The sequence below is a fragment of the Afipia clevelandensis ATCC 49720 genome (assembly GCF_000336555.1).
Lineage (GTDB): Bacteria > Pseudomonadota > Alphaproteobacteria > Rhizobiales > Xanthobacteraceae > Afipia > Afipia clevelandensis.
This window is the reverse complement of sequence record NZ_KB375281.1, coordinates 4,345,650-4,370,436: the sequence shown is the minus strand read 5'-3', so window position 1 is coordinate 4,370,436 and position 24,787 is coordinate 4,345,650. Positions and strand designations below refer to the sequence as shown.

The following is a 24,787-nucleotide window of genomic DNA, read 5'->3' as shown; positions in this document are numbered from 1 at the left end:
AAGATCGTCGTCAGGAATTCCGGTTTCGGCTGAGAAAGCCGCCGACCGCCCGCATCAGCCAACTTGGCTGGTACTTGATCCATTGAACCGCCATTTCGTTGGCAATGCCCGCGACGTGAACCGGCTTTCCGGACATGCAGGCGCGGTATCCTTCCCGAGCGACCGTCTTGGCGTCCATGATCATCATTTTGGGAACGCTGGCGAGGTTGGTCCCGTGAACCATGGCCGTCTCGGTCACTCCGGGGCACAAGGTCGTCAGCGTCACCTTGCTGCCGCTCAACTCTTGAGACAAAGCCTCTCCGAATGACAATACGTAGGCTTTGGATGCCGCATAGACCGCCAGATTCGGCACGGGCACGAATCCAGCGATCGACGCGACATTCAGTACCCGACCACTGTTGCGTTCCAGCATGGACCCGAGAAAGAGATGGGTCATCGCGGTCGTCGCCCCGATATTCACCCGCAGCAACTGCATGGTGTCATCGAGACTGATGGCGTTGAAGCGATCCTCGAACAAAAGGCCGGCGTTGTTAACCAGCAGATCAATCCGAATTCCGGCATCCGCCAGGGTGTTGAAGACGGCTTGCGGCGTGCCGGGATCGCTCAGATCGGCAGGAAGGACCGTTACCTTGCTGCCATGATTGGCTTTCAGTTCATTGGCGATTTCCTGAAGTTTCGCCGCGCTTCGCGCCAGCAGAACCAGATCGAAACCGTTGGCGGCCAGAACACGGGCAAGTTCGAGGCCAATACCGCCCGATGCGCCGGTCACGAGCGCGCACTGGCCGCTCTTCTTTTCTGCAGTCATAGGCGATCCTTTTCCAGTCTTTACCAACTCACAGTCAGCGACACTACCCTTCAACAGTTGCTCGCGGGACTGCGAGCACGATTGAACTTCCTATTTGCGCATCGCAACCTTCGGCGACTCGGCTGTATCAATCGCCTTGAACACATCCGCTGTCACATGCTCAATCGGCTGCAGTCCGTCGACGCTCTTCAGAATGCCTCGCGCACGGTAGTAATCAATCACCGGCGCCGTCTGCGCGCGATACGCATCGAGACGAACCTTCAAGGAGTCGTGATTGTCGTCCTCACGCTGGGCGATGCCGCGCTCCTTCGCCTCGTTCGCCCGGATCAAAATGCGGTCCAGCAATATCTTCTCATCGACCTGTAATTCGACGACATGATCAAGCTCCAGATGCTCCGTTTGGAGCATGTCGTCGAATGTGACGGCCTGCGATACCGTTCGCGGAAAGCCATCGAGAATAAAGCCCTTCCGCGCATCATCCTGAGAAATTCGCTCGACAACGGCAGCGATGACGAGTTGATCCGACACCAGGGCCCCGCTTGCCATGGTCTGCTTGATCTTCCGCCCGACCTCGGTATCCGCCTGCGCCGCGGCGCGCAGCATGTCGCCGGTGGACAGATGCAGCACGCCGTACTTTCTAACGATGCTTTCCGCCTGCGTGCCTTTTCCCGCTCCCGGCGGGCCCAACAAAACAATCCTCACTGTCCTCTCCCCAAATTGCCAATGCGCCGATGGTCGAAATTTTTTCCGCTTACCTTGGCCGGCGTCCCTGCAAGGCCAGCCATCCCGCTTTCAATGCATGGTCAAACAGACCGACGTGCTCGGCGGTGACTTCCGCGGCGACACTCGCAAGATCGGCGCGAGGCAATCGCACGAAAGCCTCGGCCTCGGTACCCGACGACACGATCCTCAAACCCTGCTTGCGAGCGAGGTGCATCATCGGAGCATTCTCAACAAGACAGTTCATGAACAGAATACGCACACCCCAGATACGGGTCCGCGATGCACACCGTTCAAGCAACGCCTCGCCAATCCCCTGCCCGCGGCTTTTCGCCAGAACAGATACCCCCAATTGAGCATGATCTTCCTCGCGGGCGAGATGAGCTGCTCCCACAATCGCCAGTTCGTCATCGGTCGAGACGAAGACGGCATCGCGCGACAGATCAATGCTCTCGGTGTACTTGCGTATACCGTCGTCGGAGAGAACCTGTCCAAATCTCAGGCGGCGATCTTCCGCATCAAGAGCCAGCAGATGGGCGAGGAGACACGAGCGCTCATCCGGAATGAGTTCCCGCGTTTTGATCCCCAGATGCAATGGCCCCTCCGATCATCTCGCATCCAGGACGCGCGTTCGCCGGTTTCTGCCGGGACATCCGGCCCGCGCCGGATGTCCCGACAAAGTCCTGTCATCATGCCATCGCCAACCGGGGAGCCGGTGCCGGACGGAGGATGAACGTCAGCATCACGCCAGCCGTTATCCACAAGACCGCAACGAGGATCATGCTCGCCACCGGCGTTCCCGTCGCTTTGTTGATCGACGCGACGATCGAAGGCGTCACGAACGGCCCGAGATTGCCAAGGCTGCTGATCAGCGCGATACCACCCGCCGCGGTCTTCTTCGGCACATATTCACTGACCGCCGCGAAGAAGATTGGCGTCATGGCGGATTGACCAATGCCGACCAGGCAGAGACCGGCGAGCGATCCGACCAGGCTGCCCTGGGTCACAACCGTCGTCAGCACGCCCGCTGCGGCAATCGCAGTGGTGAACATGAAGTGCCAGCGCCGTTCACGCTGCTTGTCCGAACTGCGGCCGACCAGCACCATGCCGACGATGCCGAAGACCGCCGGGAGCGATGATGCCATACCGATCCAGAACAGATCGCTGATCCCCCAGGACTTGATCAAGGTCGGAGTCCAGAACAGCATCGCATAGGTGGCACCGAGAAACACCGCGTAAATCAGCGACAGCGAGTAGACCTTCGGGTCGCGCAGCAGTGCTCCCAGAGACCCGTGTGATGCGGATTCGACGCACTGCTTGTCGTTATCGAGATGACCGCGGAGCGCCGTCTTCTCGGACGCCGTCAGCCAGCTTGCGTCCTCGGGCTTATCTTTCAGATAGAAGTAGGCGACAATTCCGAGAATCGAGGCCGGTAGCCCCTGCACCACGAACAGCCACTGCCAGCCATGATGACCGAGGAATCCATCCATGTACTTCATGATCGCTCCGGACGTCGGCCCTGCGAGCAGGTAGGCTATCGCAGTTCCTGTCATGAAGACTGCGATGATCTGACCGCGGCGGGCGGATGGATACCAGAACGTCAGGTAGAGGATGATCCCCGGAAAGAAGCCTGCCTCGAACGCACCGAGGAGGAAACGCAGAACATAGAACTGCGTCGGCGTCTGCACATACATCATCGCCGATGCGACGATACCCCAGCAGAACATGATGCGCAGCAGGGTTTTTCTCGCGCCGATCTTCTCCAGCATCAGGTTGCTGGGGACTTCAAAGAGAAAGTATCCGAGGAAGAAGATGCCGGCTCCGAACGCATAGGCCTCGTCGCTGAACGTGAGGGTCTGCTTCATCTGAAGCTGGGCGAAGCCGATATTGATCCGGTCGATGAACGAGATGATGTAACAAATGATCAGCAGCGGCAGCAGGTGCCAGCTCACCTTGGAAAACAGCGCTTTGTCGGCTGCGCTCTGTACGATAGGTCCGCTTTGTCGTGCCTGTGATGGGTCCATTTTGTCCTCCCTTGGAAATCTTTATTTTCTGTCAGTCCGAGCCTATTGCAGCGTGCCTTTACTGACCTGCTGCGGACTTCTTCTTCGCAGATGCCTTGCCCGCGTCGTTCAGCTCCAGCACTGCGACCTCTCCGCCGGATACTTCCGAAACCGCGGGCAGCGCTTCAATTTCGCGCAGCGCTGTCTGCAGATGCGCGATGAGTTCGTGGGATTCATCCTGCGACAACACGCGGCGGCAGGCGGTGATCCCGAGATCGAGCAGCCCGGCGTAACTCTGCACCGTGATATTCAGCGCACTGCCGTGATACGGGATCGAGACCGGATAATAGTGCACCATCCGGCCACCAGCGACGTAGAGCGGCATCGGCGGACCCGGAACATTTGAAATCAGCACATTGCCAACCGCAGGCAGGCGGCTCGCCATGTTGGAGCGGCCAAGCAGCGAGGCCAGCCCGGTCATCAGCCATGGCGAGCCCGTGATCGGCACATCGACGCCGAGCACCGGTTTCAGCTCCCTCACGACGGCCTTTGCCGCCTCCGATGAGGCATGGATCGCCTTGAACCGTTCCGGAAGATTGTCGATATCGGTCGCAAGATCGACCCGCACCATCGAAACCTGGTTGTTCATCGCGCTGTCACCTTCCGCCCGAAGGCTTACCGGCACCATTGCAATGAGCGCTTCCTTCGGAAGCAGCCCGCGTTCCTTCAGGAAATGATGGAGTGCAATACTGCACATCGCCATCACGATCGTATTGACCGTTCCGCCGACGCGCTTTCCAAGCGCTTTAACGTCCGCCAAGGGAAGCGACAGCGTGCTGTAGGAACGCTGGTTGGTGATTGAATCGTTGAAGATGGTTTTTGGCGCCAATCCCAGATTGAGCGACCGGCTGCCATCGGTCGTGCGCTGACTTGCGACAACGCCGGCTGCCGTGCTGAAGGCTTTTGCGGCCGTCGGCAAAAGCTCCGCGAGCTTCCGGTATTGCTGGGCCGCGTTGTTGGCCGCCGCTTGCAACAACTCGGTCATGCCGAGTTGGTACTGCCCGCTCGAACGCTTGCGCCGCGGCGGTGGAACGTCACGCATTTTGGGGGACGTATCGTACAGCACCTTGGCGAGCTCGGCGCCAGCCTTGCCGTCGACGCCGCTATGATGCGCCTTGGTGTAAAGCGCGACCTGCCCGGACTCGAGTCCTTCGATGACGTAGATTTCCCAGAGCGGCCGGCTCCTGTCGAGCAGTGTCGAATGCAACCGTGCAATCAGCACTTCGAGCTGAGCCATTGTACCGGGGCGGCGAAGCGTCAGGCTCCGCACATGGTAGTCGAGGTCGATGTCGTCATCGTCGATCCATACCGGCTCGGCAAGCTCAAAGGGCATTTGTGCCAGCTTCCGGCACAGGACGGTGGCTAGATGCAGGCGTTTGGCCAGCATGGCCTTGACGTCTTCATAATAGTCGCCTTCGTAACCGTCCGGCGGATCGATAAGCATCAAACTGCCGACATGCATCGGGGTTTCGGGGGTTTCCAGATGCAGGAAAGAGGCATCCATCCCGCTAAGTTGATCCATTGTCTTGCCTCCAGAGGTTAGACGGCGGCCATGGCCGCTCCCGTTGGTCACGTGTCGGCGCTGAAAGATCCAGCGCCGACGGATTTGCATGAAGCACGGGCCGCTCAGGCCTGCGCTTTCGCCTTGCGCTCTTCCTCGTCGTACAGGTCTTTCTTGGAAATTTTGCCGACCGCCGTTTTTGGAAGCTCGGAGCGGATTTCCATAGCCTGCACCATCTCGTGCTTGCCCAGTTTGTCCTTCAGAAACTTCTGCAGCTCTTCGATGGTGAATGCGGGAGCGCCGGATTTCAGGGTGACGAAGGCTTTTGGCGACTGTCCGCGATACTCATCGTGAATTCCGATCACGGCGACTTCCGCGACAGAAGGATGTTTGTAGACCGCCTCTTCGAGAACGCGCGGATAGACATTGTATCCGCTGCACAGAAGCATGTCCTTGGTACGGTCCACGATGAAGATGAATCCGTCATCGTCCATATAGCCGACGTCGCCGGTCCGCATGAAACCATCGAATGTCGTGACGTCGGCGGTCGCCTGCGGCTTGTTCCAGTAACCCTTCATGACATTGGGGCCCTGGATGCAGATTTCGCCGCGTTCGCCAAGCGCCACATACTTGCCAGGGTCGTCGATGCTCAGGAACTTGATCACGATACGCGGCATCGGCATTCCGCAGGAGCCCGCCTTGCGCATGCCGTTGACCGGTGTGAAGGTCCCTGTGGGAGAGGTCTCGGTCATCCCCCACCCTTCGCTAAGATTACATCCGGTCACCGCCGCGAACTGCTGTGCGACCTCAAGCGGCAGCGGCGCACCGCCGGAGCCGCAGTATTTCAGCGATTTCAGATCGTATTTCGGTGTATCCGGATGATTGAGCAAGGCGGTGTACATGGTCGGGACGCCGCAAAACACCGTCAGTCTCTTTTTCGAGATTTCTTCAAGGACCGCCTTGGGATCGAACCGGATGTGCTGAAGAATCTCGGCGCCGCCCAGCACCGCGAACAGGACGTTCACTGTCAGCGCGTAGATATGGAAGGGCGGCAGCACCGCGAGTACACTTTCCTGCCCCTCGACCAGAACCGGAGGAGACCCGCTCGTGGTCTCCCATGCCTGCTGACAGGCGCTGGACAGGTTGGCATGTGTCAGCATCGCCCCCTTGGGCAATCCCGTGGTGCCCCCGGTATACTGGAGCACAGCGATCGTCTCATTCGGATCGGAGATCGGATAAGCCTCGTAAGCACCATCGTTGTCGATCAGTTCAGCAAAGCTGACATGCCGATCGTCTTTCGGCACCTCGCTCAACTGCTTCCCGGCTTTCATCTCGGCATTCACGGCATCGGGAGCGGCTGACATTTCACCGACATTTCCGACAATCAGCTTTTTCAAACGGGTCGTTCCGAGCATCGGCGCCATCTGCGGATAGAGCGCCGCAAGATCGAGCGTGATGATGAAGTCCGTCTTGCTATCCTCGATCTTGTGCTCGAGTACCTTGGCCGCATCGAGCGGCGAGTAATTCACCACGGTGCCGCCGGCCGTCAGCACACCGAAAAACGCGATGATGTAGTGCGGCGTGTTCGGCAGGAAGAGCCCGACATGAACGCCCGGCTTCACACCCAGTTTCTGCAGGCCGCGCGCCGCGCGGTCCACCAGATTACCCAGTTCGCGATAGTTCAGGCGCTTGCCCATGAAGTCGATCGCCGGGCGATCGGGATATTTCGCGACGGTATCCTGAAGGATTTTCTGCACTGCTCCGGGAACGATATCAATGTTCCAGCGCACGCCGGTCGGATAGGATTTGATCCAGGGCATATCGTTCATTTTCGTTCCTCCCAATATTTTATTGCTTGCTCAGACAGCCGTTACTCCGCCATCGACGGCGAGTGTCTGGCCAGTAATGAATGCACAGGCGTCCGACGCGAACAGGGCCGTGACTCCCTTCAAATCCTCGGGGCCGCCCCCGCGCTTCATCGGCGCCATGTCAGAGGTGTTATCTTCGTTAAGCTGCGCGGTCATTTTGGTAGGGAAGTAACCCGGCGCGATCGCGTTCACATTGATGCCCAGCGGCGCCCACTCATTGGCAAGCGTGCGTGTCATGTTCACGACTGCGCCCTTGCTGGCATTATAGGCGAGCGTCGGCACACTCTCCGGATATGTCCCCGTCAGCCCCTGGATCGAAGCGATGTTGATGACCTTGCCGCTCCGGCGCGGAACCATGCAGCGGCGCCCGACCTCCTGCGTTACAACGAAGATTGCCGTTACATTCAGGGTGATGACCTTGTTCCAGCCATCGAGGGAATGATCGATTGTGGCTGCCCCCCAGGACGTCCCGGCGTTGTTGACGAGAATATCGATCGGCCCGAGCGTCGCGATAACCTGTTCGACCATGGGGCCGATTGCCGCCAGTTGCCCCATGTCGCAGACAACCGGCATCGCTTCGATACCGAGCGACTTCAGGTGCGCCGCGGCAGCCGTCAGTTCATCAGCCTTCCGCGCCGTGATCGCAACCTTGGCGCCGAGTTCGCCCAGCACCTCGGCCATCTGCAAGCCCAGGCCTCTGGATCCTCCTGTAACGAGCGCGACACGGCCCGTCAGATCCTGCAACTTGGCAAGACTCATGCTCTCCTCCCTCCGGTCTCTCGTCCCTTCGGCGGCCTTCCGTCTTTCAGCGCGGATGACTCACCGTTTCTGCCCCGCCGGGCCAAACGCTCCGCCGCTATTTCGGCTGCAGCAGCTTCTGAAGATTCGTCAGATTCTCCTGCATGCGTTGCTGAACGACAGTCCACGCATTGGTCCGCGCCTTTGCCTCCAGTTCGGAGAGTTCGCGAAAGTTGGCGACCGCTTTTTCGACACCCTGCTTCATCGCTTCCGCCTGCTTCGACGTCGCGTCAGCGCTGGTGACATCCTTTACGGCCGATTGCCACTGCGCGAGCGCCTCCTGCATGATCTCATTGCGCCTATCGACAAGCGCCTTGATACCTTCGGACGCCTGACGGTTCGCTTCGGCCAGAGCCTCCATATCCTTGCGCTGCCACTCCATAAGTGCAGCCACGTCAATGCCGGGCAGCTTGAACTGCTCGACAAGTTTCTTGAGTTCATCCATCCAGGGCATCAGTGCCGCGGGATTGAAAGGCTGCTTGCTGTCGGCGTTCATGGATTCCTCCTTCTTGAATATGAAACGGATAAGACGAGAATTCCGGCTGTTACCCGGCGACGCCTGTCCGCAACGCGGCTTCCCATTCGCTGTCGTTGCGATGCGGATCGGGATAAACCATGCTCCGTAAGCCGCTGCGGTCGAACGGCAACCACTTGTCTTCCGCCAATGCCAGCCGATCCGCGATCGCATAAAGCACCGCCGGATTGAAACCGAGACCGGAGTGGCTACCCTCCACCTCAATATTCTGCGTCGTGTCGCTCTGCTGCTCGCGGCATCCTTGCCAGGCGACGATGCCATCGGAACGTGTGTAGATCGCGGTGCTGGGAACTGGCGGCGGCAGCTTCATGGCTTCACGCCCAGGCCAATCCTCGACCCGGCGTCCGCTCAGGGCTTCGTAAAGCTGCCACGCATTGCTTGCCTTCGGCTCGTTCGCGAACGGGCTGCCGAGTGTGATCACCTGACGCACCCGGTCAGCAGCGCGCCGCGAGGCTTCACGCGCGAAGACGCCGCCGAGACTCCATCCGATCAGACTGACCTTGCGGCCATAACGATCGGAAAGTTCGGCAAGACGTGCGTCAATGCCGTCCTCCACGCCGGGGCGTGGACCATGGTTCGGGCCGAGCTTCCAGCCGTGCGCGGCATATCCCTGTGCCTTGAGATAACTCCGCAACGGTCTCGTCGAAACATCGCTTGCGGCGAGCCCGGGCAATACAAGGACAGGATGCCCGTCGCCACGCGGCGCGTATCGCAGCAAAGGATAAGCCGTGAAGAACGCCTGCAGCTCCCAAAGCCCGCGCAGTTCGAGCGCGAGAAGTAACTGCGATGGCGGATGTGAAGAACTGGCTGCAGTGCCCATGTCAGAATGTCCCCCGGATTTTGCGGAATCTCCGCATCATTCAGCATCAAGTCTTTGTCTTCGCCCGTGATCGCTATTGCGAACGATCACTCACGCGCACTGCTTGATTTCTGAACAAACGCTAGCCAGCGCTCCAAAGCCGGGAAAGGTGCAATTGAACCATTTGACCGGTGAATTTGGGACAGCGGTACACCTTTTGGCTAACTCCGCAGCCGCTCAACCTGCCCTGAAGTCTGAAGGGCTTCGGCCTGTCCAACGCGCAAAGGCATGCCGGAAATTCGCAGCATCGCTGTAGTCCAGCCGCGCAGCGATCTCTTCGTTGGTCATGCGCGTATTGCGCAGATATTCAACGGCCAGCTTCATGCGGACTTCCGCGACAACATCACGATACGTGACCTGCTCCGCTTCCAGTTTGCGGCGCAGCGTACGCGGATGGATGGACAGATCCGCGGCCATGGCTTCGATGCTTGGAAATCGTCCGGGATGTTCAAGCAGCGCGCGGCGAATATCGGCGGCAACCCCGCCATATCCCTTCGCCTTGCCAAGAAAGCGCTCGCACATTTCCGCAGCCATCACATTGGTGATCGGGTCCGGCCTCACCATCGGATGATCAATCCAGCCGGCGTTGAATTCGAGTTCGTTCTTTGGCTGGTCGAAACTGATCGGGCATTGAAACATGCGTTTGTAGATGCGGGCATGGGCAGGCGCGGAATAAGCCGCGCGCAGGCGCAAAATTCCGAACGATCCGCCGTACACATCCCTGCAAAGCGTGATCAGGGCGGCAAATGCAAACTCCATCGCAAACCGGTAGACGTCGTCGTTATGGTTTCGCGACAATAGCGGCTCAAGCGCATAAGTCGCCGTATCCTCGTCGCGCGAGAAAATGACGTCCGCGATCGCGCCAAGCACGCGACTGTATTTGGTGGTGAAATCAATCCCCTCGGCACGAGTCGGGCTGCTCAAGAGCGCGTAGCCATACAACCCATACGCCATCACATTGATCTTCTGCCCGGCCCGGAATGCAATGGCAGGATCTTTCGAGAGGTGAATGGCATTGCGGAAGACGGTTTCGACCTGCTGATAGGATACCCGCGTGGTGCCGGTCTTGAAAGTCGATACCTTGAGCCCGGATCCCGACAACGCCTGCGACGCAGGCACTCCATCCTCCCTGAGAACGGCGATAACTGCCGCAATGCGGTGAGCTGCATGCACTCGCTGCATGAGATTGGGCGAAGGCCGATACACGATCCCGCTCTCCTCCGGCTTTTTGCATGCCATCTGGCGCGATGTATTGGCGCCTCGAAAGAACGCCGGCTGATCGGAAACAGACGCTATCCGATAATCCCGGTGAATTGGAAGGTCGAATCTACTCGTTCTCGGGGTGAATTCCGGACACGCTCATGAGCGTTGCCCTGAGGCTATGCTGCATCGGTCTCAAAAAAGAGACCGCTGGTTGCGCGGCGCCAGCGGTCGAGTTTGGGGGTGGAAACCAATGAGCCCCAAAACATAGCGCTGCCGCTTCACGCGCGGGAGGTGCGATTGATCCCTTCTCCCGGTGACTTGCGGACGAAATGAACCGATCGCAAACTCAAGTACGCGCCGCAATTCGGAAATCTGATGGGCTCTTGCCTGTCCAACGGACAAACGCATGGCGGAAATTTGCCGCATCGCTATAGCCGAGCCGGGTGGCGATCTCGTCGTTCGTCATATGTGTCTTGCGCAGATATTCGATAGCGAGCCGCATGCGCACCTCTGCCAGGAGATCGCGATAGGAATTCCCCTCAGCCTCCAGTTTGCGCCGCAACGAACGGGGATACATCCCGAGCTTCTCCGAGATCGTCTCGATGCTCGGATACTTTCCCGGATGCTCGATCAGAATTCGCCGGATATCCGCGGCAATGCCGCCAGATCGGTTTACATCAACCAAAAGTTGCTCGCACATCTCGCGCGCCATCGCATGGGTTCGCGCATCCGCCAGCCTCGCCGGCCCGTCATTCCGTTCATACTCATAACCGCAACTTCGCTGCGCGAAGAGCACCGGGCACTGAAATAGATCGTCGTACATGCCGGCATGCGGCGGCGGCGCGTAGTCGAGCAGAACGCGAGAAAACTTGAACGCCGGGCCCATGCGATCCCCCGTCGACGTCAAGTGCGCGGACAGCGCGAACTCAACCGCGAAGCGATGAAGGTCCTCCGTCGGGTTGGGCCAGTGCAACGGCTCGAAGGTCAATGCAACGGTGGATTTGTCTTGCGACACGGAAAAATCGCAGAACGGCCCGACCACCCGGATGTAGCGGGCGCCGAATTCACGCGCTTCCTCCTGCGTCGCGCTGCTCAACAGCGCATAGCCATACATTCCGTAAGCCGTAATATGCATTCGCTTGCCTGCGCGCAGGGCGACAGCGGGATCGCTCGATAGGCCCAGCACATTACGAATCACGAGGTCGAGCTGTCTGTAGGATATTTTTGTCGTATGGGCATCAAGCTGCGAGGCGGCGATATCCGTTCCCCCAAGCACTGCATCCGCCGGAGTTCCCTGCGTCGCAAGCTCGGCAACGAGCGCTGCGATCGAATGCGGTGAGTAGATGCGCATATCGAAATCTGGCGGACACCGGCGAACGAGTTCAGTCGCGGCTCCGTCCGAAACATGCTTGCTCACCCTGACCATTCGTTTCCTCCATCCATAGCTCGGCTTGCGTCCCCTTATTCGGGATCTTTGTTGAGAGCGGCCCGCAAGTCCTCGCTACTCTGGCAGCGAAACGATCCGACTAGATACATGCACACGATATCGACGACCGAAAGTTTAGAAAAGGGTTTCGTGTCGAAAGCGCATGTCCTGAAGTAACCCTCCAATCGGTCTGATCGCACCTTGTCGGTCGAAATGCGTCATGTGCATCGTCGATTGAAGCGATGCAGCCAATCAACAGAAACAAATAAGCCGTTCGCTCGCAAGTTTTCGGCATCGCACAATGGGGGGAGTGCAATGAAGGAAAAGGACGTCGTCAAACAGTTAACAACTCCGATCGGCGCACCGGCCTTTCCGCGCGGCCCGTTTCGCTTCAACAACCGCGAATACTTCAACATCCTGTATCGGACCGACATCGAAGCGCTCCGCGCTGTCGTTCCCGAACCCCTGGAGATCGACGAGCCGCTGGTGCGCTGGGAAATCATGCGCATGCCCGATACGTCGGGCCTCGGCGACTACACCGAATGCGGACAAGCAATCCAGGTCCGCCTGGGTGAGGAAAAGGGCGAATACCTGCATGCGATGTATCTCGACAACGCGCCGGCGCTCGCATCCGGTCGCGAGATCAGTGCCTATCCAAAGGTGTTCGGTAAGCCGCGGCTGTACGTCGATTCAGACACGCTCGTCGGAACGATGGATTACGGCACCCTGCGTGTTGCCCAGGCCACCATGGGATACAAGCACCGCGCCATGGACCTCGAAGAAGCCAAACGAGAGATCTGTGTACCGACCTTTATGCTGAAAATTCTCTGGACCTATGACAGCCCGAAGCCGGCCGGCGAGCCTCGCATCTGCGAACTCTTGCGCACCGAAATTACCGACATTACCGTCAAGGGTGCATGGATAGGCCCGGCAAGGCTGGAATTGTTCGCACACGCGCTCGCGCCAATGGCCGACTTCCCCGTCAGGGAAATTATCGGAGCCTCTCACATCCTGACGGATCTGACACTGGCCCGCGCCAAGCCTTGCTACAACTATCTGGATAAACCAACCAAGGCTGCATCAGGTGAACGTCATGCCACTGTCAGTTGATCATCAGGCAATTCTGAGCCGCTACAAGAACACCTGCGTCATCGGCGCCGGTGTGATTGGCGCATCGTGGACCGCGCTTTTTCTCGCCCGTGGACTTAATGTCGTCGTCAACGATCCGCAGCCGGATATCGAAAAGGTCGTCCGGACGATGTTGGCGAAGGCGGGTCCGACGCTGAAAGCGCTCGGTCTGCCGCATGAAGGACTCGACAAGAACCTGCGCTTCGAGCCGGATATTGAACGCGCAATCACCGGCGTCGACCTGATTCAGGAAAACGGCCCGGAAAATCCGGAATGGAAACAGCAGCTCTGGGCACGGATCGAACCGCTCGTGCCAAAACACGCGCTGCTGTTGTCCTCGAGTTCCGCGCGGCCCGCCACGGAACAGGCAGCGCTGATGAAGGATGCAAGCCGCATGCTTGTCGGCCATCCCTTCAACCCCCCGCACCTGATTCCGCTGGTCGAAGTTGTGCCCGGAGAACGCACCTCTCCCGACGCGACCGCCGATGCAGTGGCGTTCTATGAGGCGATCGGCAAGGTACCCCGCGTTCTCAAAAAGGAAATTCAGGGCTTCGTTGCGAACCGGCTGCAGCGCGCCATCATGCGGGAGGCTTGCTACCTCGTACAAGAAGGCGTCGTGACCGTCGATGAGCTTGACGACATCGTCACGAGTTCAATCGGTCTTCGATGGGCGGTGAACGGTCCGTTCAGTTCTTTTCATATGGGTGGGGGACCGAAGGGACTGGAATCGTTCTTCCAGCACCTGGGCAAGAACATGGCCAATTCGTTCAAGGTCATTCTTCAGGTCGAGCTCGACGAGAAACTCCAACGACGCATTATCGACCAGGCTGCGGCTTCGTTCGGACGCACGTCCATTCCGGAGATGGAGCGCAGGCGCGATGATTCACAGCTTGCGATCCTGCATGCGCTTGCTGCCGTCAACGACAGAGATGAGAAGCCGGTATGAGCGCCCTCCTCAAGGATCGACGGGCGCTCGTGACAGCCGGAGCGTCCGGGATCGGCCGCGTCATCGCCGAGCGGCTGATCGAGGCCGACGCCCGCTGCATGGTCTGCGATGTCGATACCGCGGCGCTTGACGCATTCACGTCGACCTTCGGAAAGGGTCTCGCGGTGCGCGCCGACGTATCGGACGAAGCGCAGGTCGATGTCATGTTCGATCAGGTCGAGCAACAACTCGGCGGTCTGGATATTCTGGTGAACAACGCAGGCATCTCCGGGCCGACCTTGCCGGCTGAGGAACTGTCCCTTGAAGACTGGCAGCGCACGATCGCCGTCAACCTTGACGGGCATTTTCTCTGCGCACGGCGCGCGATCCCGCTGTTGCGCGATGCCGGAGGCGGCAGCATCGTCAATATGTCGTCGATCGGCGGACGGCTCGGTTACCCCAAACGCGCCGCCTATGCGGCCGCCAAGTGGGGAATCATCGGGTTCACGAAGACGCTGTCGATCGAGCTTGGCCCGTTAGGCATCCGTGTCAACGCCATTCAGCCGGGAATGGTCGAAGGCCCGCGCGTCGAGCGCGTGATGCGCGAAAAGGCGGCATCAGCGGGCATTTCTTACGAGACGCTTCAGGAGCGTGCATTTCAGCGCATCTCGCTGCGGCGTGGCGTCACCGCGGAAGATGTCGCGGCGCTCGTCGTGTTTCTCGTCAGCGATGCGGGCCGGAACATCTCCGGCCAGGCTATTCCTGTCGACGGAGACCAGACCAGCCTTGGCTGAGGCTCGAACGGACGGCGCCGGTGCGCCGTCCGGATCGGTTGCACAAACCAATCGCCAGACTGAAACATTGTCGCAATTTCGGGAGAAGACTCATGACCGGCATTCTCGAAGGGTTGAAAGTCATTGACTGCGGTAGCTTTATCGCAGCTCCTGTCGCGGGCTCGGTGCTGGGCGACTTTGGCGCGAATGTCATCAAGATCGAGCCGCCCGGGATGGGCGATGCTTATCGGCATGTCACCCGTAATCCCGGCATGCCGAAATCCGAACACAACTACGCGTGGCTTCTCGATAACCGCAACAAGCGCGGCCTCGCGCTCAACCTGGCGTCACCGGAGGGACAGGAGGTTCTTCACAAACTGATCGGGGACGCCGATGTCTTCATCACCAACCAGCCGCTGGCGATCCGCAAGAAGCTGGGCATCGACTATGAAACACTCTCCGCGCTGAACGGCCGGCTGATCTATGCATCATTCACCGGGTACGGCGAGACCGGCTCCGAGTCCGGTAAACCGGGCTTCGATCTCACGGCCTATTGGGCGCGCTCCGGCCTGATGGATCAGGTCGTGCCGAACGCCGGGGCGACACCCGCCCGCGCCTTGAGCGGTATGGGCGATCATCCTTCGGGAATTTCGCTGTTCGCCGCGATCATGCTGGCGCTCTATCAGCGGGAGAAAACCGGCAGTGGCGCTCATGTCGGATCGTCGCTGATCGCCAACGGCATGTGGGCCAACGGCGTATGGACGCAAGCTGCCCTATGCGGCGCGACCTTCCAGCCCCGCCCGCCGCGCGAGCACAGCTTCAACGCTCTCTCTTGCTACTATCAGTGCCGCGACGGCGGATGGCTGCTTCTGGCACTGGTGAACGAAGACAAGCATTTTCCGATTCTCGCCAAATGCATCGGCAACGAGGGACTGGTCGCCGATCCGCGTTTCACCGACCGCGCCTCTCGCTCCAAGAACTCGCGCGATCTGATTGCCATCCTCGACGCAGCATTCGCCGCCCGCGATAGCGCCGACTGGCAAGCGCTATTCCGGGAAAATGGTCTGGTGTTCGAAGCCGTATCCACGATGGATCAGGTCGCCAGCGACCAACAGGCGCTCGCTGCGGAAGTTTTGATTCCATTCGAGGGCGATACACTGATGACGGTCAACAGTCCGTTCTTCGTCACCGGCTCTAGAAAGGTGCCGCCGCGGAAGCCTCCTGCGCTCGGAGAACACAGCGACCAGATCCTGCGCGAAGCTGGCTACAACGACGCCATGATCGCTCAACTGCGAGAGAAGAAAGCCGTCGCATAACCGTTCGATCCATCAATCATTACAGTTCAGGATATCTGCAATGATCCTCGAGCAACTTCCCAGTGATTTCTACAATTTCTAGAGTCTGCTGACCGAACAGGAGCAGCAGACTGTCGCCGACATCATACTGACGGACTGCTGCGTCCCGCTTACGCATCAATTGACGTCGAAAGGCTTCCGCGACACCGCCGAACTGCTGCGTCGCACCCGCGCCGGGGTCGCCTGGAGTTAGGTGGGCATCATGATGGGCGCCTATGAACACGCTCTCGCATACACAAAAACCCGCAAGCAATTCGGCAAACCGATCGCGAGCTACCAACTCGTTCAAGACCTGCTGGTACGCATGCTCGGCAACATCACGACCTGTCTCGGACTTGTGGTGCGTCTCGCACAAGCACAGGACGAAGGGGTCTATCGCCACGAACACTCTGCACTTGCCAAGGCAACATGCACTTATCGGATGCGCGAAGTTGTAGGGTGGGCTCGCGAGCTTCTTGGCGGCAACGGGATTGTGCTCGATTATAATATCGGCCGGTTTGTCGCCGATGCCGAAGCCATCTATTCATATGAGGGTACCCGCGAGATGAATTCGCTTGTCACAGCACGTGCCATTACCGGCCTGAGTGCATTCGTCTGAGGAGATCGGCTACTTCTCGCTTCATTTACACATCCGCTCAGAGGACAGCCGGCCATGAACATCGACGCGATTGCAATCGGCGACAATCCACCGGCAGACGTGAACGTGATCGTTGAAGTGCCAATTGGGGGCGAGCCGATCAAATATGAGATGGACAAGGCTGCTGGAACACTGATCGTCGACCGGTTCCTGCATACACCGATGCGTTATCCCGGCAATTATGGCTTTGTACCGCATACGCTCTCCGACGACGGTGACCCAATCGATGTCCTGGTCGCCAACACGCGGCCGATCGTGCCCGGAGCGGTGATCAATGTACGCCCGATCGGCGTGCTGAGAATGGAGGACGACGGCGGCGGTGATGAGAAAATCATCGCGGTCCCCGTGCCGCGCCTCACCAAACGCTATGAGAATGTTCACAACTATGTCGATCTGCCGCCGATTACGCGCGAGCAGATCCAGCACTTCTTCGAACACTACAAGGATCTTGAGCCCGGAAAGTGGGTCAAGATGATCGGCTGGGGTGATGCAGCGGATGCACGCCAATTAATCGTCGAGGCAATTGCGCGCGCAAGGAAATAGCCGGTTCCCCTGCCCCAGACTTTCCACCCCTGCGCCTTGTTGTGGTCAAAGCGCGATGCCTCTTTCCGGATGCAGACTGCCCGGAATGTCCGCGCCGCATCGCACCTCGCACACATCACGGAGCGACCATGCAACCCAACCTGCAACACGCAGACCCTTCGGCCGATCCCCATGACGCGATCGCAGCGCAGCTCCGAGGCCTCGCTCCCCGCGTCATGGAAGAATCCGCCCAACTCAGCATTGCGCCTGCTGTATCGCCGGAGCTTGCACGCGAACCGGAATTTCAGACCGCACCGTTGAATGACAACATCGGCGACCTCCTCGATTCGCCGCATCTCGCAAGGTCGCGCCGCCGTCTTTTCATGACGACTGTGTGTGCCGGCATGCTCATCGCGGCAGTCTGGCTTGTCTATGGCGACACGGCGAAACAGCAGATTTCACAATTGATTCCGCAACTCCGCCCTGCTGCGCTTGTCCCACAAACCGCTTCTGTTGAATCACAGGATTCAGCGGGCCAGGCATCTCCGTCCGAGCCAAAAGCCGAGGCCGCAACCGCGCCGAATGCTTCCACGCGGGATGCCAACACTGCCCCCTCCGTGCCGGAAGCCACCTCTGTTCCCGGTCAAGCTCAGTTGCCGCCCGAGATCGCGCAGTCGATCGAGAGCATGAAGCAGGAAATCGCCTCGCTCAGGCAAACCGTTGAACAACTTCAGACCGGTCAGCAGCAGCTCGGCCGCGATGTCGCAAAGATCAATGAGCAGGAAGCGCGCCGGGCGGCCAGCGCGAAAGGCACAAAACCCGCGCCAAAACGGCAGGCGCAGCCGCAGCGCGCGCTCGCCGCTCCCGTTGTGATTCCCCGTCCAGCGGCGCCGTATCCGCCATCACAGACTCAGGCGTATCCGCATGCGCCCGCACAACGCGACACCTACGCCGCCCCGGCTGCGCCCGCGCAACTTCCGCCGCAGCCCGGCGACGCCAGCGTCCCGCGCCCGCCGATGCCGCTGCGATAACGCCCGAATATTTAGGCCCCGTCGATGCAAACTTCGACACGGTCATCCACAAGCCGTGTCCGGAAGGTGCGAAGATCGACATCGACCGGCTCGCACAGCGCCTTTCCGGTCCTGATGTTGAAACATCCGCCATGCAAGGCGCACTCAACGCTATCCCCGTCAAGGAAGCCGTCTGTCAGCAGCGCGAAGCCGTGCGTGCAGATGTTATCGGTCGCGAAATACTCGTCATCGACGTTGTAGACAGCGATATGCATGTCGCCGATTTCGATCGGGAGCATTGCTCCGGCCTGAACCTCATCGCGCGCGCAAACGGAATGCCAAACTTCACTCATATTCATTCCTGTATTCAGAGATTTTACGGAAGCTATTTTTAAGCGTTGTCTTCGGGACTAAGGTGCGAAGAACCATTCACCCGGATCAGACCTCGACAAAAACCGTCGCCTCTTCAACCACGACCGGAAATGTCTCCGCGGTCAGGTGTCCCTCCACGCGCTCGCAACTGCTTTCAACGCTGGTCTTGTACTGTCGTGTAAACAGCCGCTGCGGATCGCAGTAGGATTTTCCCGTTTTGATGTCGAATTCCCACCCATGCCAGGGGCAGCGCAAAATCTCGCCAGGCCGCGACAGCTTGTAACAGCCCGGCGCGCTGGATTCCGGCAAGCCGGTGATGATGCCCCGGCTCAGGTTCGCGCCCTCATGGGGACAGCGATTGAGCAAGGCGTAAAAATCGCCCTTCACGTTGAAAACTACAATCTCGCGGCCCCGAACCGTCACGACCTTGCGATGTCCCGGCGGAATATCCCTCACCAGTCCGACTTTTTCCTTCGCCATGATCAGAACCTGTGAAACTGTTCCGCATTGGTGCGGCAGATCTGCCGCCGCTCCGCCGGCGTCATCTTCATGTTGAACGCATAGGCCGGATCGTCCTGATCCCAATGCGGATAGTCGCTGGAGAACAACAAACGGTCCCAGCCAACCCAATCGAACGTGCGCCGGAGCAGTTCCGGCTGGGGCGGCTCTTCCATCGGCTGTGTCGTGTACCAGAAATTCCGTCTGATATACTCGGACGGCGGCCGGGTCAGATGCGGGACTTCCCGGCCCATGCGCTGCCACAACCGGTCAAGACGCCACGCGAAGCTCGGAACCCAGGCAAAGCCGATCTCCACCAAGACAACTCTCAGCTTCGGGAATCTTTCAAACACTCCTTCAAGAACCATGCTGCTCATGACGGCGGGTCCCCCCATCGTCGTGGCGTAGTGTTCTTCCATATAGAAGGACGGCCAGCCGCCCCCTGTCGAGGCATGCCCGCCGACGCCGTAAGAGTGAATTCCGAGCGGCAGATCGAACGCCTGCGCCGCTTCATAGATCGGCCAGTACCGTTCCCGGCCGAGCGGCTCGCTGCTGCGCGGCGCAAGCATGATCTGAACGAAACGCTTGTCACGGGCGCAACGCTCGATTTCCCTGACGGCCGCCGCCGCGTCGTCCTGCACGACGACCAGCGTCGCGTACAGCCGCTTGTCGCGCTCGCACCATTCCGCGATCTGCCAATCGTTGTGAGCCGTCGCCATGGCCCGGGCGTAACCGAGATTCCGTTCGCTCGCGACATTTCCGAACAGGGGAATCAGAACGCCATGCACGATATTGAATGGATCGAGATGCTGCTGCTGCATGAACGCGAGGTCGGATCCCGGAGGTCCGCCTCCCGGCGGCCACGCATCCCGGCGGCAGATCAGAGGCGCCGAGCGCGGGTATTGCGTCGTGTTGATGAACGGCTGTCTGAGGTGCGCCCCGAATTCCTCGGCATGTTCCTGCCAGCGCTTCGGCAGGTACGGATGAAGACTTTTGGCGGTCTTCGGCAGCGGATGAATATCGCAGTCAATGATCCCGGCCGCGCTCTTGGCGTCGGCTGACTTTTGCGTGCTTTCGACGATGCTCATCTCAGGCCCCCTGCAGGCGTGCGTATGTCTTCATCGGATTCTCGGTGCGCAGCTTCGCCATCAGATCGGCATCGAAGCCAGCCGGCGCGAAGTCGGCACCCTCAAAGTTCCAGTGAGGATAGTCGGTTGAGAACAGCATCATGTCAGGACCGATCTGGTCGATCATTTCGCGCACAATCTGCGGATCATTCGGTCCATCGAAAGGCTGCATCGTCAGCCGCACCCGCTCCTTCACGATTTCGCTTGGCGCGCGCTTCAGCCACGGCACTTCCATGCGCAAACCGCGCCAGAGCTTGTCGATCCGCCAGAGGAACGACGGAAGCCAGGTGACGCCCGATTCGAGCAGCACGACATTCAGCCAGGGAAACTGCTCGAAGACACCTTCCGCAACCAGGCTGAGTAGCTGGGTTTGAAAACCCACACTCTGGGCGACCTGATCCTCGATGTGATAGGACGGCCACCCGTTGGTCCATGGCGCGGAGCGATAGATCGTCCCCGAATGTATGCCGATCGGAAGTCCGTGCTTTTCCGCAGCGGCATAGATCGGCCACATCTGCCGCTTGCCGAGCGGCGTCTCTCCCAGCACCATCATCAGCACCTGGACAAAACGCGGATCGGACGCGCGGCGCTCGATTTCTTCGACGGCAAGTTCGGGAGATTGCCAGGGGATCACGATCGACGCGCGAAAGCGATCGTCCTTGTCGAGCCATTCCTTCGCAAGCCAATCATTCGTCGCTCGGCAGAGCGCAGCAGCAAGATCCTGATTGTAGACCGCCTGACTGCCATAAAGGCAGTTGCAGATCGCGATGTCCGAACCCATGTCGTCCAGCGCCCTTTTGCGCACCTGATCGACTTCGGTTTCGCCCCGCCAGTCAGGCCGGACCGCCGGAGGCATGTTCGACAGATCGCTTGTCAATTCCAGCCGGTCAATTCCCCGGCTGGTCACCTGTTCACGCCAATAGTCGTCCAGAAACGGCAGCAACTTCTGCGTCGTCGGCAAAGTCACATGAAGATCGCAGTCGATCTTCGGTGTCGGATTGACTCGTTGCAGCACCGGATCGTTCCTTCTCGCTGACGTTCGGGACGCCGTTAGTCCGCGCTAATGCCGGCGGCACGAATGGTCTTGCCCCACTTATCGGTTTCCTTCCGGATGAAGGTGGCAAATTCCTCCGGGCTCGAGCCGGCCGGTTCGGCAGCCTGCCGCGCAAAGGCCTGCTGAACGTCGGGAGACTTGATCGCCTGCACGATGGATGCGTTCAGCTTCTTGATGACGTCCGGGGGCGTGCCCGCCGGCGCGACGATACCTGTCCATCCGGTCGCCTCGTAGTCTGGCAAGCCGCTCTCGGCCAGCGTCGGAATGTTCGGCACCGCAGGCGAGCGCTTCTTGCCGGTGACGGCCAGCGCCCGAACCTTTCCGCCTTCCACCAGCGGCATGGTGGTGATCATCGAGTCGAACATGAGCTGGACATGTCCGCCCATCAGATCGTTCAGCGCGGGCGCGCTGCCCTTATAGGGAATATGAGGCGCGTCGATGTTGGCCTGCTTGACGAACAACTCGCCCGACAGATGCATTGATGTGCCGTTTCCGCCAGAAGCCCGATTGAGCTTGCCAGGATTCTTCTTGGCGTATTCGATCAATTCCTTCACGGAATGGACCGGAAGGTCGTTGTTGACCACCAGCATCAGCGGATACTGCACGACAAGCGAAACCGGCGCGAAATCCTTGATCGGGTCGAACGGCAGTTTCTTGAAAAGGGTCTGATTGATCGCGTGCGTCCCGGTCGTCGCGAACAACAGCGTGTATCCATCCGGGGCGCTTCTGGCGACCACTTCGGCGCCGAGATTGTTGCCGGCGCCGGGCCTCGGCTCCACGATCACCGGTTGTCCGAGCGATGCCTGCATTTTATCCGCGAGGAGCTGTGCCGTAATGTGGGTCGGCCCGCCGGCCGCCGCTGGAACCACGATCTTGACCGGACGAACAGGGAAATCCTGTGCGGACGCCGCGCCCGCCGCAAGTGCCGCCACCATACCCAGAATAGAAAAGAACTGAACCCGTCGCATGTAGTTTCCTCTTGTTCGACTGTCGAACTTATTGTCTATTATCGAACACGATAACACAGACCTCAGGGATGGCAATCCATGCTCACGCTAGATGATCAATGGACGGATGCGACACGATGGCCCCCGGGCAGCGACCAGTTCGTGGAATCCTTCGCCAAGGGCCTGCTGGTGATCGCCGCCTTCAGTCAGGAGCGCGGTCTGACACTGACTGGTGTCGCCCAGCGAACGAACCTGCCCCGCGCGGGCGTCCGGCGGCTGCTGCATACGCTGGTCGCGTTGGGGATGGCGCGTCAGGACGGCGACGTGTTCTCGCTGTCGCCACGCGTTCTGCAACTTGGTTTCTCGTATCTGTCTTCGCTCTCGCTGCGCGAGGTCGCACAGCCGATCATCGAGACGCTGTCTCGCGAGGCTGACGAAGTTGTCGCCATCTCGGTGCTCGACGGATCCAATGTGATTTATATTACCCGCGCGGAGGTGACGAGCGTGCTGCGGCGGAGCTTGACGATCGGCAGCCGCATTCCGGCTTTTTGCACGTCGATGGGGCGAGTGCTGTTGGCAGGGTTGCCGCCGGAGGAGTGCAGGACGGTGCTGACGAATTCGGATCGCCGCGCATGGACCCGCCAGACCGTCACAGATATCCGCAAACTTGAAAAGGAAATCGCGACGGTCCGCAGTCAAGGGTGGAGTATCGTCACCGATGAACTCGAAGTGGGCGCCTTCGGCATTGCGGCCCCGATCCGGGGCGAAGGCGGCAAAACGGTCGCCGCGATCAATCTGTCGACAAATCTGGCGCGGCACTCGCCCGCCGCGCTGGTGAAGAAGTTTCTGCCACGGCTGATCAGGGCAGCCGACGAAATCAGCAATCACATGATTTGACGCTCAAGACTCCGCGGCCGAGCGGAAGTCCTGCTGGCGCGGGATGCTCATCCGCCCCGCGCCTTGACTCTCAGCACAGGGCAGCGCGCGCCGACGCAGCCAAGCCCCTGCCCTGACTCTCTATCTCGGTTTGCGCGAATAGATATCGGCCCAGATCATGGCCGCTGCAAAGAACCCGAACATGAGAAGGATGGGAATCATCGCGATGACGGTGTCTCTCGGCATTGTTGTCTCCATTACAATGGAGAAACACCTATCGCCGATAGACGATGCGCGAATTGACCTCGATCAAACGCGCATTCGCGTGTGGCGGGTCATGCCGCGGTCAGATGATCGAGCCGTTCACTGCTGAGAAGCCGGACACCATCGGGGACGATCAGGATGGTTTTTTCGCGCGCGAGCTTGGTCAGTGTGCGGCTCACCGTTTCGATGGTCAAGCCGAGATAATCCGCGATGTCCTGTCGTCCCATAGGAAGCGCCACAGTGACTGACATCGGCCCGATTCGCGCATAGCGCATCTGGAGATTGACAAGAAACGCGGCAACCTTTTCTTCGGCTGTCTTGCGCCCCAACAGAAGCATCTGATCCTGCGCCAAGCTGAGTTCGTGTCCAGCGAACTCATGCAAGCGCCGCAGCAGATGCGGCTTGCCGTCGATGTAAGACACGAACAACGAGCGCACAAAACGGCAGACCCTGACCGGCGTCACCGCTTCGGCGGTCACGCCGTAACGATCCATCAGGGCAAGCCCGAGAAAATCCCCCGGCAGGGCAAATCCCATGATTTGCCGCCGGCCGTCCGGCAGCGACTTATAGAGCCGCACGACCCCCTCGGTGATATTGAAAACGTGGCTGGCGAGCGCTCCCTGATCGAACAGCATCGCCTTGGGTGCGAAGGTCGTCGGGTGGCTGATTCGCTCAAGCGCCTCAAGTTCGGACAGTTCGAGCGCGCCGCAAACGCTGACCAATCGGACACCGCATTCCGCGCACCCGGTGCTGCTGCGATTGTGCTTGCAAGGCTGACCCACCGCGCACTGCTCGACCGTGTCCATCTCTGCCGCCCGTGTTGACCTGACCCTTTATATATACCAATTCCCTGAACACTTTTGACCTAAATCAAAATCCGGAATCGTTGATACACATCAATGCGATAAGGGCTGGATAACGGTCAGGTTGCCATTTTCGGGGACGGATCGGCAACAGGTTCTTGGCGATGGACCAGCATTTTCAAGCGCATCCGATTGGCCTCAGGGACGCCAAGTCGGCATACCCGCTGGTCTACCTGCATGACGCCAGCATTTCGCTGGACGAATGGATGCGCTTTGCCCGGCGTCGCTGCCGCCAGCCGGAAGACCGCACGGGTCTGATCGCCATCCGGGACCGGCGGGGCTTGATCCATGCCCTGTTCGGCTACCGGATCGACATCGACCTCAGGGCCCGCAAGAAGCTCTGTCTTGGCAATCTTGTGGTTGCGCGAATGCCCGGTCAACTGATCGACGAGGCGATCATCACAAGCGCAAACGAACTCGCTGCCCGGTTCTCGTGCCAGACCATCAGCCTCGAGCAACCGTTCAACCGCAGAACCGGTGTCCCCGGCGCCTGCCCTACAACCTACGATCTGCTGGCGGCCCGCATCAGCTTTATCCCGAGCACGCGACGTCACTGATTGCAGCCATCATCGCAAAAACAAGGGGCATGACGGCCGCGATCATGCCCCGTTTCCGTTCAGTTCTTGCCCATGCAGTCTTCGATATAAAACCAGCGGTC

At 59.5% G+C, this 24,787-nt stretch carries 26 protein-coding genes; 9 read left to right on the top strand and 17 right to left on the bottom strand.

Going from position 1 to position 24,787, the window contains the following annotated elements; all coding sequences use genetic code 11:
* Positions 1-10: 10 nt before the first annotated feature.
* The 11 genes from HMPREF9696_RS20885 to HMPREF9696_RS20835 form a co-directional block, all read right to left on the bottom strand.
* Positions 11-769 carry an SDR family NAD(P)-dependent oxidoreductase gene (locus HMPREF9696_RS20885; RefSeq protein ID WP_245259251.1) on the bottom strand — a complete coding sequence of 253 codons (759 nt, stop codon included), beginning with the start codon at positions 767-769 and terminating at the stop codon, positions 11-13.
* A gap of 126 nt (positions 770-895) precedes the next feature.
* Positions 896-1,507, bottom strand: a complete 612-nt coding sequence (locus HMPREF9696_RS20880; protein WP_002715051.1) for an adenylate kinase — start codon at positions 1,505-1,507, stop codon at positions 896-898.
* 49 nt (positions 1,508-1,556) lie between these two features.
* Positions 1,557-2,120 carry a GNAT family N-acetyltransferase gene (locus HMPREF9696_RS20875; protein WP_002715050.1) on the bottom strand — a complete coding sequence of 188 codons (564 nt, stop codon included), beginning with the start codon at positions 2,118-2,120 and terminating at the stop codon, positions 1,557-1,559.
* 94 nt (positions 2,121-2,214) lie between these two features.
* On the bottom strand, positions 2,215-3,549 hold the full coding sequence (locus HMPREF9696_RS20870) for an MFS transporter (RefSeq protein ID WP_002715049.1): 1,335 nt from the start codon (positions 3,547-3,549) through the stop codon (positions 2,215-2,217).
* Positions 3,550-3,607: 58 nt separating this feature from the next.
* Positions 3,608-5,110, bottom strand: a complete 1,503-nt coding sequence (locus HMPREF9696_RS20865) for a WS/DGAT/MGAT family O-acyltransferase (protein ID WP_002715048.1) — start codon at positions 5,108-5,110, stop codon at positions 3,608-3,610.
* 104 nt (positions 5,111-5,214) lie between these two features.
* Entirely contained in the window at positions 5,215-6,918 is a 1,704-nt protein-coding gene (locus HMPREF9696_RS20860; protein ID WP_002715047.1) for a long-chain-fatty-acid--CoA ligase, read from the bottom strand.
* Positions 6,919-6,948: 30 nt separating this feature from the next.
* Positions 6,949-7,716 carry an SDR family oxidoreductase gene (locus HMPREF9696_RS20855; RefSeq protein ID WP_002715046.1) on the bottom strand — a complete coding sequence of 256 codons (768 nt, stop codon included), beginning with the start codon at positions 7,714-7,716 and terminating at the stop codon, positions 6,949-6,951.
* Between the two features lie 97 nt (positions 7,717-7,813).
* On the bottom strand, positions 7,814-8,251 hold the full coding sequence (phaP, locus tag HMPREF9696_RS20850; protein ID WP_002715045.1) for a phasin family protein: 438 nt from the start codon (positions 8,249-8,251) through the stop codon (positions 7,814-7,816).
* A gap of 49 nt (positions 8,252-8,300) precedes the next feature.
* Positions 8,301-9,110, bottom strand: coding sequence for an esterase/lipase family protein (locus HMPREF9696_RS20845; protein ID WP_002715044.1), 810 nt, complete (start codon positions 9,108-9,110; stop codon positions 8,301-8,303).
* Between the two features lie 216 nt (positions 9,111-9,326).
* Complete coding sequence (locus HMPREF9696_RS20840) at positions 9,327-10,268, bottom strand: AraC family transcriptional regulator (RefSeq protein ID WP_002715043.1); 942 nt, start codon at positions 10,266-10,268, stop codon at positions 9,327-9,329.
* 430 nt (positions 10,269-10,698) lie between these two features.
* A complete protein-coding gene (locus tag HMPREF9696_RS20835) occupies positions 10,699-11,703 on the bottom strand; it encodes an AraC family transcriptional regulator (protein WP_169332505.1) in 1,005 nt (334 codons plus the stop codon).
* 390 nt (positions 11,704-12,093) lie between these two features.
* Between HMPREF9696_RS20835 and HMPREF9696_RS20830 the strand changes: the two genes are divergently transcribed.
* From HMPREF9696_RS20830 to HMPREF9696_RS20800, 7 genes are all read left to right on the top strand, one after another.
* Positions 12,094-12,888 carry an acetoacetate decarboxylase gene (locus HMPREF9696_RS20830; protein ID WP_002715041.1) on the top strand — a complete coding sequence of 265 codons (795 nt, stop codon included), beginning with the start codon at positions 12,094-12,096 and terminating at the stop codon, positions 12,886-12,888.
* The gene (locus HMPREF9696_RS20825) at positions 12,872-13,852 is read left to right on the top strand and encodes a 3-hydroxyacyl-CoA dehydrogenase NAD-binding domain-containing protein (protein WP_002715040.1); all 981 of its coding nucleotides are present in this window, start codon (positions 12,872-12,874) and stop codon (positions 13,850-13,852) included. The genes HMPREF9696_RS20830 and HMPREF9696_RS20825 overlap by 17 nt, the downstream gene beginning before the upstream one ends.
* A complete protein-coding gene (locus HMPREF9696_RS20820) occupies positions 13,849-14,625 on the top strand; it encodes an SDR family oxidoreductase (RefSeq protein ID WP_002715039.1) in 777 nt (258 codons plus the stop codon). Before HMPREF9696_RS20825 ends, HMPREF9696_RS20820 begins: the two co-directional genes overlap by 4 nt.
* Before the next feature lie 92 nt (positions 14,626-14,717).
* The gene (locus HMPREF9696_RS20815) at positions 14,718-15,920 is read left to right on the top strand and encodes a CaiB/BaiF CoA transferase family protein (protein ID WP_002715038.1); all 1,203 of its coding nucleotides are present in this window, start codon (positions 14,718-14,720) and stop codon (positions 15,918-15,920) included.
* A 241-nt stretch (positions 15,921-16,161) separates the two neighbouring features.
* Positions 16,162-16,557, top strand: coding sequence for an acyl-CoA dehydrogenase family protein (locus HMPREF9696_RS20810; RefSeq protein WP_002715037.1), 396 nt, complete (start codon positions 16,162-16,164; stop codon positions 16,555-16,557).
* Between the two features lie 54 nt (positions 16,558-16,611).
* The gene (gene ppa, locus HMPREF9696_RS20805) at positions 16,612-17,139 is read left to right on the top strand and encodes an inorganic diphosphatase (protein WP_002715036.1); all 528 of its coding nucleotides are present in this window, start codon (positions 16,612-16,614) and stop codon (positions 17,137-17,139) included.
* A gap of 128 nt (positions 17,140-17,267) precedes the next feature.
* On the top strand, positions 17,268-18,149 hold the full coding sequence (locus HMPREF9696_RS20800; RefSeq protein WP_002715035.1) for a hypothetical protein: 882 nt from the start codon (positions 17,268-17,270) through the stop codon (positions 18,147-18,149).
* A gap of 11 nt (positions 18,150-18,160) precedes the next feature.
* On the opposite strand, the gene HMPREF9696_RS20795 is transcribed toward HMPREF9696_RS20800, so the two are convergent.
* The 5 genes from HMPREF9696_RS20795 to HMPREF9696_RS20775 form a co-directional block, all read right to left on the bottom strand.
* Positions 18,161-18,481: a non-heme iron oxygenase ferredoxin subunit gene (locus HMPREF9696_RS20795; protein WP_002715034.1), complete on the bottom strand. Its 321-nt coding sequence runs from the start codon at positions 18,479-18,481 to the stop codon at positions 18,161-18,163.
* A gap of 85 nt (positions 18,482-18,566) precedes the next feature.
* Positions 18,567-18,980 (bottom strand): Rieske (2Fe-2S) protein, encoded by a 414-nt coding sequence (locus HMPREF9696_RS20790; protein WP_002715033.1) that lies wholly within the window; start codon positions 18,978-18,980, stop codon positions 18,567-18,569.
* Between the two features lie 2 nt (positions 18,981-18,982).
* Positions 18,983-20,086, bottom strand: a complete 1,104-nt coding sequence (locus tag HMPREF9696_RS20785) for an amidohydrolase family protein (protein ID WP_002715032.1) — start codon at positions 20,084-20,086, stop codon at positions 18,983-18,985.
* A 1-nt stretch (position 20,087) separates the two neighbouring features.
* Entirely contained in the window at positions 20,088-21,140 is a 1,053-nt protein-coding gene (locus HMPREF9696_RS20780; protein ID WP_002715031.1) for an amidohydrolase family protein, read from the bottom strand.
* Positions 21,141-21,175: 35 nt separating this feature from the next.
* Positions 21,176-22,147 (bottom strand): Bug family tripartite tricarboxylate transporter substrate binding protein, encoded by a 972-nt coding sequence (locus HMPREF9696_RS20775; protein ID WP_002715030.1) that lies wholly within the window; start codon positions 22,145-22,147, stop codon positions 21,176-21,178.
* A 78-nt stretch (positions 22,148-22,225) separates the two neighbouring features.
* On the opposite strand from HMPREF9696_RS20775, the gene HMPREF9696_RS20770 reads away from it, so the two are divergent.
* The gene (locus tag HMPREF9696_RS20770) at positions 22,226-23,023 is read left to right on the top strand and encodes an IclR family transcriptional regulator domain-containing protein (RefSeq protein ID WP_002715029.1); all 798 of its coding nucleotides are present in this window, start codon (positions 22,226-22,228) and stop codon (positions 23,021-23,023) included.
* A 314-nt stretch (positions 23,024-23,337) separates the two neighbouring features.
* Here HMPREF9696_RS20770 and HMPREF9696_RS20765 read toward each other — a convergent pair whose 3' ends face one another.
* Positions 23,338-24,072: a cyclic nucleotide-binding domain-containing protein gene (locus HMPREF9696_RS20765; protein ID WP_002715027.1), complete on the bottom strand. Its 735-nt coding sequence runs from the start codon at positions 24,070-24,072 to the stop codon at positions 23,338-23,340.
* 161 nt (positions 24,073-24,233) lie between these two features.
* Here HMPREF9696_RS20765 and HMPREF9696_RS20760 point away from each other — a divergent pair, with 161 nt between their 5' ends.
* A complete protein-coding gene (locus HMPREF9696_RS20760; protein ID WP_002715026.1) occupies positions 24,234-24,686 on the top strand; it encodes a hypothetical protein in 453 nt (150 codons plus the stop codon).
* Positions 24,687-24,787: the final 101 nt, after the last annotated feature.

Excerpts from the sequence above, each read along its gene's own strand:
- HMPREF9696_RS20870 (WP_002715049.1), bottom strand. The coding sequence starts at position 3,549 with ATGGACCCATCACAGGCACGACAAAGCGGACCTATCGTACAGAGCGCA.
- HMPREF9696_RS20865 (WP_002715048.1), bottom strand. The coding sequence starts at position 5,110 with ATGGATCAACTTAGCGGGATGGATGCCTCTTTCCTGCATCTGGAAACC.
- HMPREF9696_RS20860 (WP_002715047.1), bottom strand. The coding sequence starts at position 6,918 with ATGAACGATATGCCCTGGATCAAATCCTATCCGACCGGCGTGCGCTGG.
- HMPREF9696_RS20855 (WP_002715046.1), bottom strand. The coding sequence starts at position 7,716 with ATGAGTCTTGCCAAGTTGCAGGATCTGACGGGCCGTGTCGCGCTCGTT.
- phaP (WP_002715045.1), bottom strand. The coding sequence starts at position 8,251 with ATGAACGCCGACAGCAAGCAGCCTTTCAATCCCGCGGCACTGATGCCC.
- HMPREF9696_RS20845 (WP_002715044.1), bottom strand. The coding sequence starts at position 9,110 with ATGGGCACTGCAGCCAGTTCTTCACATCCGCCATCGCAGTTACTTCTC.
- HMPREF9696_RS20835 (WP_169332505.1), bottom strand. The coding sequence starts at position 11,703 with ATGCGCATCTACTCACCGCATTCGATCGCAGCGCTCGTTGCCGAGCTT.
- HMPREF9696_RS20830 (WP_002715041.1), top strand. The coding sequence starts at position 12,094 with ATGAAGGAAAAGGACGTCGTCAAACAGTTAACAACTCCGATCGGCGCA.
- HMPREF9696_RS20825 (WP_002715040.1), top strand. The coding sequence starts at position 12,872 with ATGCCACTGTCAGTTGATCATCAGGCAATTCTGAGCCGCTACAAGAAC.
- HMPREF9696_RS20820 (WP_002715039.1), top strand. The coding sequence starts at position 13,849 with ATGAGCGCCCTCCTCAAGGATCGACGGGCGCTCGTGACAGCCGGAGCG.
- HMPREF9696_RS20815 (WP_002715038.1), top strand. The coding sequence starts at position 14,718 with ATGACCGGCATTCTCGAAGGGTTGAAAGTCATTGACTGCGGTAGCTTT.
- HMPREF9696_RS20810 (WP_002715037.1), top strand. The coding sequence starts at position 16,162 with ATGATGGGCGCCTATGAACACGCTCTCGCATACACAAAAACCCGCAAG.
- ppa (WP_002715036.1), top strand. The coding sequence starts at position 16,612 with ATGAACATCGACGCGATTGCAATCGGCGACAATCCACCGGCAGACGTG.
- HMPREF9696_RS20800 (WP_002715035.1), top strand. The coding sequence starts at position 17,268 with ATGCAACCCAACCTGCAACACGCAGACCCTTCGGCCGATCCCCATGAC.
- HMPREF9696_RS20795 (WP_002715034.1), bottom strand. The coding sequence starts at position 18,481 with ATGAGTGAAGTTTGGCATTCCGTTTGCGCGCGCGATGAGGTTCAGGCC.
- HMPREF9696_RS20790 (WP_002715033.1), bottom strand. The coding sequence starts at position 18,980 with ATGGCGAAGGAAAAAGTCGGACTGGTGAGGGATATTCCGCCGGGACAT.
- HMPREF9696_RS20785 (WP_002715032.1), bottom strand. The coding sequence starts at position 20,086 with ATGAGCATCGTCGAAAGCACGCAAAAGTCAGCCGACGCCAAGAGCGCG.
- HMPREF9696_RS20775 (WP_002715030.1), bottom strand. The coding sequence starts at position 22,147 with ATGCGACGGGTTCAGTTCTTTTCTATTCTGGGTATGGTGGCGGCACTT.
- HMPREF9696_RS20770 (WP_002715029.1), top strand. The coding sequence starts at position 22,226 with ATGCTCACGCTAGATGATCAATGGACGGATGCGACACGATGGCCCCCG.
- HMPREF9696_RS20765 (WP_002715027.1), bottom strand. The coding sequence starts at position 24,072 with ATGGACACGGTCGAGCAGTGCGCGGTGGGTCAGCCTTGCAAGCACAAT.
- HMPREF9696_RS20760 (WP_002715026.1), top strand. The coding sequence starts at position 24,234 with ATGGACCAGCATTTTCAAGCGCATCCGATTGGCCTCAGGGACGCCAAG.